Annotated in this window: 4 protein-coding genes; all 4 read right to left on the bottom strand. The window is 64.6% G+C overall.

Translation table 11 applies throughout. From position 1 onward, the window contains the following. Nucleotides 1-8 precede the first annotated feature (8 nt). The 4 genes from HZB53_00125 to HZB53_00110 all read right to left on the bottom strand — a co-directional run bounded on the left by HZB53_00125 (nucleotide 9) and on the right by HZB53_00110 (nucleotide 12,066). Complete coding sequence (locus tag HZB53_00125; protein MBI5876026.1) at nucleotides 9-3,227, bottom strand: TIGR03663 family protein; 3,219 nt, start codon at nucleotides 3,225-3,227, stop codon at nucleotides 9-11. 101 nt (nucleotides 3,228-3,328) lie between these two features. Further along, nucleotides 3,329-5,245 carry a glycosyltransferase family 39 protein gene (locus HZB53_00120; GenBank protein ID MBI5876025.1) on the bottom strand — a complete coding sequence of 639 codons (1,917 nt, stop codon included), beginning with the start codon at nucleotides 5,243-5,245 and terminating at the stop codon, nucleotides 3,329-3,331. Nucleotides 5,246-5,249: 4 nt separating this feature from the next. Further along, on the bottom strand, nucleotides 5,250-7,529 hold the full coding sequence (locus tag HZB53_00115) for a hypothetical protein (GenBank protein ID MBI5876024.1): 2,280 nt from the start codon (nucleotides 7,527-7,529) through the stop codon (nucleotides 5,250-5,252). Between the two features lie 13 nt (nucleotides 7,530-7,542). Next, entirely contained in the window at nucleotides 7,543-12,066 is a 4,524-nt protein-coding gene (locus tag HZB53_00110; protein ID MBI5876023.1) for a glycosyltransferase family 39 protein, read from the bottom strand. Nucleotides 12,067-12,128 lie beyond the last annotated feature (62 nt).

Below are 12,128 nucleotides of genomic sequence, written 5' to 3'. Positions count from 1 at the left end.
CTACGGCCTCATTTGCTGACCGGGTCGAACTTGGCGATCCGGTTATTGCCGGAGTCGGCGACGAAGATGTTGCCCTGCGCGTCTACAACGATGCCGGTCGGCAGGTTGAATGAATTGGCGTCGGCGCCGAACTTGCCGAAGTAGGCGAGCAACTTGCCGTCGGGCGCGTACTTCACCACGCGCTGGCCCTCCGGGTCGGTCGCATAGATATTGCCGTCGCTGTCCAGCACGAGGTACGGCTTATTCACGACCGACGTGGTATCCCAGCCCAGGACGCTCCACTGCGACAGCGGCTTGAAGTCCTTGCTGAAGCGCTGCACCCGGCGATTCCAGGTGTCGGCCACGAGGATGTCGCCCGACTTGGGGTCCACGGCGATTCCGACCGGCTCGGCAAACAGACCAACGCCGGTGCCGAGGCCGCCGAACGCGCCGAGCGGCTGGCCGTCTGCGTTAAACTTGACGATGCGCTTGTTGCCCGTGTCTACCACCCAGACGTTTCCTTGCGCGTCCACGGCGATCGCGCGCGGGCCGTAGAAGACAAGCGGGCGGTCCGGTGCGGCCGTGCCGGCCGTGTCGCCAAACGTGCCCCACTGCTTGACGAACTTGCCGCTGGCGTCGAACTTCTGGACACGATGGTTCCACGTATCGGCCACGTAGATCGAGCCATCCGGCCCGGCGGCCACCGACCACGGTTCCTGGAACTGGCCGTCGCCGCCGCCCTGCGTGCCGAAGGCCAGCAGCGGCTTGCCATCGGCGTCCAGCTTCTGGATGCGATGGTTCGACGAGTCGGCCACGAGCAGCGAGCCGTCGGGCAGCGCCGCGATGCCCTTGGGCCCGTTGAACTGGCCCGCTTCCGTCCCGCGTTGGCCGATGACGAGCTTGGGCGCAGCGGTGACGAACTTGTCCTGCAAGTCCTTGTCCTGGCGCTCCACATCGGGCGGCGGCAACTGCGACGGCGTCCAGATCAGGCTGGCGACGTCGCGCCGCACGTAGAACGTGAACTCCTTGCGCAGCGGCCACTGCCCGAGCGGAACCTCGAACTTGCGGTACAGCAGGAAGTTCAGCAGCGATTCGCGATTCTCCGGCTTGGACAGCAGGTCCGCAATGCGCTGCGGCGTCATGCCCTTGTAGTCCTCGGCAAACCACCAGATCAGCTTGCGCTTGACGCCGATGTAGTTGGACATCCACGGCTTGTAGCGACTCTCGTTTTCGTAACCGGCGATGACGATCGGCGCGGTCGGCGGCCCTTCCAGGCTGCCGGGGTAGGCGACCTTCGTGTAATTGCGCAGATACCAGGCGAACGGCCAGGTCTCCGAGCTTTCGACGACGATGTCCATGTCCCGTCCGCCGGTCAGCTTGAACGACATCGTCTCGATGTCGCGGACCACCACCGGCACATCCGGCGCGCCCTGCGCGTAGATGAGCATTTCCACGGCCACGTCGCCGTGCTCGAACGAGCCTATGATCGCGTAGCGAATCGTGGCGGCGAGCAGCAGCAGCATGAGCGACGCCGCGATAACCTGCAACGCCTCGCGCCGCGACAGCCGCCGCGCCACCCACCACCCGGCGTAGATCAGCCCGGCCCCGATGACGACCGTCGCGAACCACTGCAAGGTTGCGTCAAGCCTTTGTAGCGAGATGCCCTGGAATGGCGCGACGGCGAACAGGCGGATGATCGAGTAGCCGACCAGGGGAACGATCAGCGCCAGCCAGAGCGCGCCGCGCGCGCGCAGGCTGGACCAGTTCAGCGGCGACCACATGTCGTTGAGGAACTGAGCGGCGAGCACGATGGCCGGCAGCGACATGTGCAGCGACAGCCACGGCATCTTCTCGCCGGCCCACGAGTAGATGATGAACGACGTCAGCAGCCAGTGCACCACAAAGGCCGTGAACAACGGCTCGCGGCTGCGGCCGCGCAGGACCGCGACGGTCAGCGAGGCGACGGCCCAGCCGAGGACAATTAAGAACAGTACGACGCCCGGTTCGATCGCGAATGCCTTCGGTGCATCGGCAGCCGGCGGCACGGCAGACCTGAGCAGCAGCACATCGGCCAGGATGAAGCTGGCGACCAGAAAGCCGAAGCCGCCGGCCAGCAGCAGGATGCCGTCAGTCCGCTTGCCGCGCGTCAACTGCACGACGCCGGATCCGAGCGCGCCGAACGCGCAGATGAACGCCGCAATCAGCGCCGGGTCGATGCCGGCGGCGGGCGCGCCGGCGGCGGCCGGCGAGTGACCGAACACGGCGATCGCCATGACGGCGGTCAGCAGCGCCGACACGCCAAACGACAGGGTTGCGGTGTTGCGCCGGAAGGCGTAATAGCCAGTGCCGATCAGCGCCGGCAGCAGCGGCATGAAGTTGTAGATAGGCAACAGTACCAGGTAGTAATACCACGGCTGGTCGCCGCGCTTGACGTCCTGCTGCGCGAGCCAGTACCTGATCGCGCCAAATGCGCCCGTTTCCAGGCCTTTGAAGTTGGTGAAGAGTGTGGTGTAGAGGATGGCGAAAATGGCCAAAGCCGTGACGATGGCGATGACGGCTGTCACGAGGTCAAGCGAGCGGACGGCGGTGATCAGGTTCCAGTTGCCGCGGCGCAAGCCTTCAAGCACGAACACGACGACGAGGAACGAGAGGGCGCTGAAGCCGAAGATGAAGACCGTTTCCTTGGTGGCCCACATCAGCGAAATCGCCGCAGCGCCCAGCACGAAATAGCGCGGCTTGCGCTCGCGGATGAAGCCGAACAGCCCGATGATCGCCAGCAGCGACCAGACGAGATGCAGGATGTCGTTGCGCGCGAAGCGCGAGTAGTACATGATGTCGGGCGCCACGGCGATGCCGACGGCGGCCAGCAGTGCGCCCGCGCGACCGAGATAGCGGCGCAGGTAGAACGGCAGTATTACGGCGATGACGCCGAATACCGCGTAGAGGATGCGCCCCGTGTAGTCGCTGTCACCCAGCAGGAAGAAGATCAGCGTGTTGAGGTGGAACTGAAAGGGACCGTGCATCATGGGATCGTGGATATAGCCGCGTCCCTGGTACAGGTACCACGAGTACAGCGTGTGCAGCGACTCGTCGTGGTTGTACGCGCGCGAGCCGAGATCCCAGAAGCGAGTCAGCACGGTGAACAGGACAATGCCCAGCCACAACGCCGACTCGACAGTGAAGCGCAGCAGCGCGGTCAATGGCCGGTCAAGCATGGGAATCGGATTTTGATCGAGAGTGTCCTGCATGGGTTAACGTCCTCGGTCGAAACTTGAGTATGGCGGGCGCGTTCAGCGCGGCGCTGCGGGGGAACAGGCCCGGGCAGCATTTAACGCAGACCTGGCGGCGCCTACTTTTGCTGAACGTACACGATTATATCATACGACGGCGGCACGGTTCGGATGCCGTTGAACAGCATCCAGCGCAGGTATGCGCCGGTTCCGGATGGCAGGTCGCTGGCAAGCCAGCGCCAGCGCATCTTCTGTGCCGCGTACGGCACGCCAAAACCCGGCTGCGTGTCGGTGGCCGGCACGATCACGATCGGCTCGTCGGCGGTGGCGATGATGCCGTCGACGAATCGCACGGTGCGAAAATCGCGCAGATACCAGCGCAGCGCCGGGCCGATGCCGGCGCTGGCCACGATCGGCGCGGTGGTCGGATCGCCATCCCAGCGGTTGGACAGTCCCGCCAGCACTGGCGCAATGGTCCGCGCGTCGATGGTGGCGGGTGACGAAACGAGCAGTTCGCGCGGGTTGTCGGACTGCGTGAACGCCAGCAAAAGCCCGGCGCGCGCCTGCATAGAGGCCAGTGCAACCAGCGCCAGCAGACCGGCGATCACGTACGCGCGGTCAAATCCGTCTCTCCAGACCGGTGCGACGCGCAGCATGAGCGCGCTGCCGGAATGGCCGCCGGCTGTCCCGCTCGCCGGCTCGTAATATGCGGCCAGAAACAGTGTCATGAGCGCGATCAGAACGAGCATCGCCGCGCCGATGGCCGCCACGACCAGATGACTGGACGTGCCGTCGTTGGCGTAGGCGGCCAGATTAATGTAAATGATGCCCAGCGTGATCAGCCCGAGCATTATGAAGGTGCCCTCATTGGCCGCCGAAAAGCTGCGGCCCAGCGCATGCGCCAGATCGTCGACCACGCGGCCGGTGACCCACACCAACGGCAGCAACACAAGCAGGATAACGGCCGGTGTCCGCTCGGGAGACAGCGTCGTGAACGTAAGCGCCGCACTCAGCCACCAGGCCATGAACAGCGCTAGCCGGTCGCCGCGGGCGAGCATATAGAACAGCCCCGCCAGTCCGAAGGTGAGTGGGAGTAGTTCGTACCGCACCAGCACATCGAACGCAAATGAGGCAGGCCGCGCCGGCGTGCCGCCCCAGGCGCCGAGCCAGTCGGCGGCCAGGTTTGCCGCTGCCTGCAGGCCGCCTGGATTGACCAGCCCGGCCGTCGCGCCGCCCGCGAATACCAGCGCGAAGACCGCTAACACCTTCCGGCTTGCACCTGGCATTCCACGGAACATGTAGAACGCGCGCTCCCAGTTGGAAACGTCGACCAGTCGCCGCGCCCGCAGCACGAGCGCGAGCGCAGCGAACACACCGACGATTAGCAGCGCGGTGTACGCGATCGGACTGGAGACAAGTGCGATAGCGACGCCGGCGGCGGCAAGGTACAACCGGCTCGGAGCGCGCGTCTGCAGCCACAGGGTGATGCCGACCAACGCGGCATAGATGCCCGCGAACGCAAGCATATCGCCGTTGGCCGTGCGCGACTGCGTCAAGAAGGTGGCCGAGACGGTGAATACCAGCGCGGCGGCTATTGCGCCGATCCGGCCCAGCAGGGGGCGCAGCCAGTACGTGAGCGCTACCGGTATGATGCCGGCAAGCGCAGAGACGATGCGCGCCGAGGCATCGCTGGCGCCGAAGATGGCCATCGCCAGGCCGGCCAGCGCCGAAAACAGCGGGCGGGCGCCGAGCGCCGCTGTCGCGCCGCCGCGCAACAAGTCGAGCCCGGCGTTGGCTAGCGCTGCTTCCGCATCGGACAGCGACGTCCAGGCGAGATCGTTGATCCGGACGAATGCCGCAACCGCGATGACGACGGCCCAGAGCACGTGCTCGACGGTCAGACCGCTTGCTTCTTCAGGCGCGCGCTCAAGCGCCGGTATCGGCTCCGGCACCGGCACAGCCTCGACCGGCGGGATATCCTCGCGCCGGAGTTCCGGTGCGGCATTTGCGGATCGTCGCGTGCGTCTTCTGGCCATGTGGCTATCTCACCCGGTAGATGGCAGTGCCGAGGCGGTCGTAGATCTTCTCCGCCACGGATGTCATGCTGGTCATTGGCATTGCGGTGCCGTACTTTGCGTGTTCCAGTTCGCCGACAAAGATATGTGTAACGCCATAGGCGCCCAGCAGTTCGCGCACTTCGTCGGCATTGCGGCTCGTGTAGATACGCTGCACCACCGGCTCGCGTCGCGCCGCCTCGTCGCCGTTGCCGCGCCACTGCAACTCGTGACCCGGCCAGCCGAGCACCGTTGGGATGCCGGTTTGTGACGACACGCGCCCATATTCTGAGTATTGGCCGCCGACGGCCTCCAGCACGACCGCCGACGGCGGCGCATTAACGCGCAGCCACTCGATGGCGGCGGCGTCGGCACGGTGATACTGAACCATGTACGCGGCGCCGTCGAGCGTCACATCGTCGCGCTGCAGCTGGTTGGTCTGTGTGGCGAACGCTGCGGCGGGGTAGACCAGTGTGCCGGCAAAGGCCAGAGCGGATAGAGCCAAGCCGGCGGCGCGCCAGACCGGCGCGGGACGCGTGGCGATGATGTACACGGCGTACGCCGAAGCGAGCGCCAGCAGCACCCACGCCTGGTAATAGAACTTGAAGACCGTGTTCATGCGCGTGCCAAAACTGTCGCGGATGTACACGAACTCGACGACGAAGATCAGTCCAAAGGCGAGCGTCAGCAGCAGCGCGGCAAATACGGCGCCGGAGTCCGGCATATTGCGATCGGCGTCTGTTGCATCTGTTGCGCGGGACAACGCCAGCGGGATGGCGGCCGCCAATACCAATATGGCTGCCGCTGCCGACCACCACTGTACCAGCGCCACGAATACGAGCAGCAGCATCAGCACGCCGGCAAAAATGCGCCAACCCCAACGGCCCAGCAGCGCATCGCGCACAACGCGCCCATGCGCCAGTATGAACGCGCAGGCGCAAAACAGGAAGAAGCCCCAGAATAGGATCAACTGCGGGAAGGTTGTGCGCGGCACCAGCGGGCCGGCCACCGCGATGCCGCTCGCCTGCGACGAGAACGTTAGATAGAAAGGCAAGTACATCAGTAGTCCCAGACCGCCGACGAAGAGTCCGAATCCGGCCGTGTCGCTCACCGTTTGCGACGACCATCCGCTGCGGCGCGCCCGATTGAGCGCGAACCCGGCGATCACCAGGCCGGTATAGGTTGGAAAGTCCCATGAATTGAGGAAGCCCAGCGCGCCGCACACGATTGGAACCAGTAGTGACTGCCAGCGGCGCATCGTCGCCGCGGCGCGTTCTTCGGCAAAGATCGCCAGTGCGGCGGCGACGGCCATCAGCGCATATGGCAAGGCCATGACGTGCGGGTGCAGGTCGGCGATCAGGAAACTGAAGAACGGAAACTCGTCGATGACTTCAATGTCGCGCGTGGCCAGCACGCGGGAGGCCCGCCACCACCACCAGTTGTCGTCGGGGAACCAGGCCGCTGAGACGTGCGTGGGCGGCAGGTTCTTGATGCCGAGCATCTGGTAGAGCTCCGATGAGCCGATGCCGCGCGCGTTCAGGAACTCCACGACGCCTTCGTAGTTGCCGGCCACGACCACCAGCAGCGCGCCGAGCAGCGCAATGGCGAATACGGCCTTGCGCGCCAGCGGCCGCGCACGCGAGCGCTCGCCAAGCCCGATCAGATCGTATGTGATCGTGAACGCGCCCGCGGCCGACATGCCTATGATGCTCGCCAATGCTACGTTGAACGCGACCCCCGCGCCCACATCGGCTAGTCGCGCCACGATGGAGACCAGCAGATAGCCGAAGTAATAGTAGCTGATGCCGTATCCCGACAGCCACGGGTCGTTTGGCGGGAAGTCCGGCGAGCGCAGCACACTGTTCAGGAACAGCAGGTCCATCGGCTTTTCGGTATAGTTTAGCGCCGGATTGTAGGCGCGGAACACAAGCCCGAAGACAAAGAACGCGGCTAGGACGATTTCGGACGCTGCGATCAGCGACAGGTTGCCTCGAATAAACGCCGCGATCTCGGCGCGGTCCTCCCACGCCAGCCGCGCCGACAGCCCGGCGACGACAACGATGGCGAGCACAATCCCGGCTGTGCTGTTGGCGAGAAAGCCGAACATGCCCGCAATCCAGAACAGGTAGCCGGCCAGCAGCAGCGCCAGCGGTTTCGCGAAGACGTAGCCACGCGAGGGCAGCGGCGCAAAAAGACGGAAGGCGATGGGCAGTCCCAGTATACCCAACCCTTGCAACACCAGGTACCACTTGAGTGAGTCGATCATCAGATGACGGCGCCTAACCCTTCACACGATAGATGATGACTTTGGGATTGCGGTAAGCCACGTCGAGCACGCCCGCCTTCACCATCGCGTCGAACTTGTCGAGCCCGCCGGGCGCATAGGTGGCGCGCTCCAGTTGGCCGATGTACACATAGCGAATGTGCAGCATGCGGATCAGATCCATCGCCCGCGCCGTGTCCACCGTGTTGAAGAACTCGCGCGCTTCGCCATCGCGCTGCCCGACGTCGTCGCTGTAGCGCTGCTCGCCCTGGTGCATACCCAGCAGCGTCGGCAGGCCGGTATACGACGAGACCCGCATGCCGCCTTCACGATAGTAGCCGATAGCCGCCTCGGCAATGACCGGCGTGCCGCTGACATTATCCTGCAACCACCGGATTGCATCAAGATCATACTTCATTTCGATCGTATTCTTGTCATCCGGCCACGAGTACACGCCGACGCTCATATAGTCCAGCCCGTTCAGCGTGCCGAGCGGCGGGCGTGCGTTGGGGAAACGATCGTTCACGCGGCCGTAGGTGCCGAAGACCGAAAACAACATGGCCGCCGCCACCAGCGTGCCAAGCGCCGTGTGCCAGATCGCCGGCCAGAGGCCGCGCTGTGCGTTGACGCGCGACCACAGGTCCGGCAGGGCGATGCCGGCGACCAGCGCCAGCAGCACCCAGACTTGAATATAGAACTTGAACAGCGTGTTCATGCGCTTCCACTCGCCGCCGAGGAAGTCTTGCAGGTAAACGACCTCGACGCCGAGCAGGATGGCGAACGCCCAGAACGCCAGCCACGTCGCCAGTTGCGCGCGCGGCTCGACGCCGCGCCGGGTCAACAGCAGCGCCGTCAGCGCGAACGGCCAGATCAGGAATGCGATCACTGGCAGGTTCAGCAGGACCAACACGATGCTGGCGGTCGTGAGCGCGGCCAGGGCGGCCAGCGCAAGCTGATTGGCCGCGGCGACCATGCCGAACTGCTCACCCAGTTCCAGCAGGCGGGGCAGGCGCATGAACTGCCGCAGGACGGCGGCCACAGGCGCGGCGGGCGATCCATCGCGCGAGCGGCGCGCGACTTCGCCTGCGACGAATGACACGCCGACAAACAGGAACAGGCCCCAGACGATCACGAACGGCTGGAAGTCGGTGTGTATGTCGCTCAGGCCAAGTCCGACGTACAGCGCCTTGTAGTGACTAAAAAAGGGCAGGTAGAGCGCCAGGCTGGCCGCGCCGATGATGCCGACAGACACGAACGTGCCGGGCCAGTGACCAGCGCCGGTCCAGTGGCGACGCAGCAATAGCGCGCCGAGCGCCAGGCCGAGATAGGTCGGCGCGTCCCACGTGTTGATCGCCGCGATAGCGCCCAGCGTCAATGCCAGCGCCGCACCGGTCAGAATCCGCGTCGGCCACGTGCTGTCGTCCGGTGGCGGTGCCGCGCCAACGAACAGGCTGACGCCTCGCTCGTGCAGGCTGTCGGCGCCGAGCGGTGTGGCTAACTCGGCCGTGCCGTCGAGCTCCGCGCCCGGCGGCGGCATGCTCGCGGCGGGTCGCCTGAGCGCGTGCGCCGCCAGCCCGATTACCAGCAGCGTAAAAGGCATGCCGATCATGTGCGGGTGCAGGTCGGCAAAGAGGAAGCTCCAAAGCGGAAACTCGTTGATCGTGAACGGCACCACGCGCGAACTGCGCCAGTAATCAAAGGGCGGTATCGACTTGCCGCCGAACAGCACAGCGGGCAAACCGGCCACGCCCTTGACGAGTCCTTCGACGCCGATAATACTGGACTTGAACTCGCTGCCGCCCGCGCGTCCGAGCCCGTCGACCACCTGCACGAGACCGTCCAGGTTGCCAATGGCGGCGACGAAGAGCGCGGCCAGCAGCCCGGCCATAATCGCCCGCGAGCGCGACGCATGGCCGGCTCGCATTGTGCCGGCGTTGAACGCGACACTGAACGCATTGGAGACGGTTAGCGCAAACAACGTCGGTATCGCCAGGTTGAACGCCACCGCCGGCGTGATGCCGCTCAGTTTCACGAGCACGCCGACGACGTAGATACCGTAGTAATAATAGTTGATATACCCGCCGGCAAAGTATGGGTCGTACGGCGGGAAGTAAGGCGATTTCAGGATGGCGTTCAGGAACGCGAACTCCATCGACTTCTCGCCGCCGTTCCACGGCTGCCATAGATCCGGGTTGAGCATACGGATGCCAACGAACAGGAGGAAGGCCAGGCCGAACAGCGCTTCCTCAAAGAGCAGCATGCGGCGGTTTGCGCGGATGAAAGCCAATATCGCGTCGCGACGCTCATACAAAAGATAGGCAGACAGTATGGCCAGCAGCGCGACGATGACCCACAGCACCAGCGCCGTGTGCATCAGAATATGCAGGCTGCCGAGCATCCACATGAGCCACGCGACGGTCAGCAATCCGAGTGACTTCGCAAATAGATAGCCGCGATCGGCCCAGCGGTGGAAAATGCGGACGGTCGCTGCCAGTCCGGCCAGCGAAACGAACTGGACGACGATCCACCACACGATGATGGCGAACAGCGGCGATGCGTTGGCCAACCCGTTCCAGGCGCGGTCGTTCACGACCGGCAACTGGTCAACCGGCTGATCGAGCAGCAGGCTCGGGCTGCGCGCGGCGACTGCGGCGGTCGACGGCTGCGGCTGGCGTGCGGCGGGCACGTCAGCGAATAACTGCGCGAATTCGTCGGCGCGCAGGTTGCGAATCTTGCGAAAGACCAACACCTTGGGATGATCGTACACGGTGAACGACTCATCCGCGTGGTCGTCGTTGAAGGCGAACGGCCCGAGGCGCGGGTACGACGTAAACGTCGCGACCGGCTCGTAGCCGAGTTGCCCGGCGAACAGCAGGTCATAATAGTGGCGCGTCAGCGGAAAGCGGTCGGTCACGCGCGGCAGCCAGCCGTACATGCGGTTCGACGAGATAATGACGTAATCGGCGGTCGTGAGCCACTGGCGTAGATTGACTAGCTTGGTGGCGTCGTCCGGCTCGTGCAGGTTCATCGTGACGACTTTGTACTCGCCCTGCGCGCGCGGCACGCCGTCCACGACACGCGCGAGTGGCAGCGAGTCGTCCCACGCCTCGTCGGTGATCGACTTCCCGGCAGGGATATTGCGGTAGATCCATTCCGACGCGGTCACGCGGGTCAAGGGTTGCGTGTATATCTGCATGAACGCGAAGGCATAGGCCGCCGTGCCCGCCACGGCCAGAGCCGCCGGGAGCACGCGCACCCAGCGCCACCACGGACGCTGCGAGGTGCTGCGCGCGATCCGGTACACAACGTACCCGGCCAGGATGGTCATGAACGGCATCACCGGCACGAGGTAGCGGAGGAATTTGACCTGGAATGCCATCGTGACCGCCGCGTACGGCACAATCCAAGCCAGCATCAGCCATTCGCCGACGCCGGCGCGTCGTCGCACAGCGCGCCATGCCACCAGACCCAGTCCGAGCAGCGAGGGCAAGGCCAGCGCCGGTCCGGCCGCCCAGAACGTCCAGTTCTCGAACCAGTACGACAGACCGGTATTGATATACTGTCGTGTGTACGGGAAGTCGGCTGTGCCGCGCACCATTTCGCTCTGTTCGCTGATACTGGCGACATAGCCGTTGAAATCGAGAAATGTGAACGGGCTGGCTGCGAAGAAGATGAGCAACGCAAACAGGAAGCACAGCAGAATACGACTGACGGCGTGTACGACTTCGATGCTTAGCACGGGCGCAACCCACAGCGGCGGGTGGGCCACGATACCGAGTGCGCCTGCCGGCCGGGCGGGGTGCAGACGGGTCCACACAGGCGCCACGCGCAGCAGGTGCGCCAGCCCGACGATTGCCAGCAACGGCAGGGCCGAGAACTTGGAGGCAATTGCCAGCGCCACCATCGCGCCGAGCCAGAGTGTGTCGGATAACTGCCCATCCTGCACGACCCGCACGCCGAAATACACGGCGGCCACGATCACCGTGGTGGTGACCCCATCGAAGGCGTAGAAATGCGCCAGTTGAATCTGCTGTACCGCTAGCGCCGATAGGGCCGCGCCGAGCAGCCCGACGGCCGGGCCATAGATGCGCCGGCCAAGCAAAAAGACGAGGAATACCGTCGCGGTGTCAAATAGCGCGGATATTAAGCGCCCGACGAGGTTGATGTGGTCATAGTCGTTCGCACTGCGCCATGCGGACCACGCCGGATTGCCGGAGGCGAGATCACTGGCGGCCACGTCGCTGATGCCGGTCGCGACCAGGCGCACGAGATAGAGCGGAAAACTGCCGTACGCGAAATGCCGCGGCTGGTTCGTGCGCAGGTCCCAGTAGGGATTCAGCGCGGACCGGCGCGGATTCAGCGCATCGGACCACTGAGCCGGGACATAGGTGTCCATGGCCACCATCGTGATCCAGCGCTCATCAGGATGGATATGGTGATTGTCGTCCCAGTTCAGGCCGAAGATTCGCAGGGCGAATGCCACAACGAGGATGCCGCCAAGCAGGGACACGACCGCCAGATGGCGCGTGTGCGCAAACATACTTCAGCATTTTAGCATGGGACACACAATAGAGTTAAACGGGGAGTACGCACAACGGCCAG

The sequence above is a fragment of the Chloroflexota bacterium genome (assembly GCA_016235055.1).
Classification (GTDB): domain Bacteria; phylum Chloroflexota; class Anaerolineae; order JACRMK01; family JACRMK01; genus JACRMK01.
The sequence above is the reverse complement of the archived record's forward strand: the minus strand, read 5'-3'. Positions and strand labels throughout refer to the sequence as shown.